The following is an 824-nucleotide window of genomic DNA, read 5'->3' on the forward strand; positions in this document are numbered from 1 at the left end:
AATCGTCAACCAGGTGAACAAGGCAAACGGTGGGGCCTGCGTGGCGATCACTGATTGCCTGGCGGTGGAGAAGTGCTACCGCTCCATCGCCAAGATCCTCGCCACCCCGCCGATCGTGGTGAAGGCATCCTTCCACGACTATGCATGCATGGACTATCGGACATCGCAAGACTACTTCGTGCCGATCGTCGATTCGCTGCAATTCTTTGTGCCCGTCGGCGACGCCACGCCGGAAACCTGACGCCTCCCTTCGGAGGAAGCGCTCAGGCTGCCTCGCGCGCCGAAGGGCCGACGCTCAGCTCTCCTGAAAATACATAGCGCTTGCAATGCAGGAACGGACTGTTGCAGCAAGACACGCCGTCTTCGCCTTGCATGATGCTGTTCTTGCAGGCAAGGAAAGGCGCAGGGCAGGCGACGAAGCGCGCCGACTTCCGGCCCGGCGACACGTGTTCCGTGACATGGATCAGCTGGCCGCCGACGAGCGCTTCCAGCGAGCGCGCCTGCTGACGCGTGAGGCTTTCAGAAGAAGCATTGAGCATGTTTTCCTCCAATATGACGTGGTCGATGGGCGCAGTATTGCATCGCGGACAGTTCCAGTCATAAACATTGCAACAGGCTCTGCGGTCGATCAATCGAGGGTGGTTTCCAGGGAAGCGCGGCACTGGAAAAATTCCGACAAGACCCGCCGCTCACCATGCGTGATGGATCGACTCGAACTCGTGCGCGAATGCGAGGACCGCCGCTGCAGCGGGAACCGAGGTCGCATACATTTCAAAGAGGCGGTCGCGATGCTGCTCCATGAAACTCGCCACTAGTTGGGGCGG

At 60.0% G+C, this 824-nt stretch carries 2 protein-coding genes; one reads left to right on the plus strand and one right to left on the minus strand.

The window, feature by feature from the left end; all coding sequences use genetic code 11:
• Nucleotides 1-241, plus strand: a 241-nt coding sequence (locus AYR66_RS29220; RefSeq protein ID WP_206047014.1) for a hypothetical protein, incomplete at its 5' end; no start/stop codon positions are given.
• 22 nt (nt 242-263) lie between these two features.
• On the opposite strand, the gene AYR66_RS01255 is transcribed toward AYR66_RS29220, so the two are convergent.
• Nucleotides 264-539: a hypothetical protein gene (locus AYR66_RS01255; RefSeq protein ID WP_088705996.1), complete on the minus strand. Its 276-nt coding sequence runs from the start codon at nt 537-539 to the stop codon at nt 264-266.
• Between the last annotated feature and the right edge of the window lie 285 nt (nt 540-824).

The organism is Noviherbaspirillum denitrificans (assembly GCF_002211445.1).
GTDB lineage: Bacteria > Pseudomonadota > Gammaproteobacteria > Burkholderiales > Burkholderiaceae_D > Noviherbaspirillum > Noviherbaspirillum denitrificans.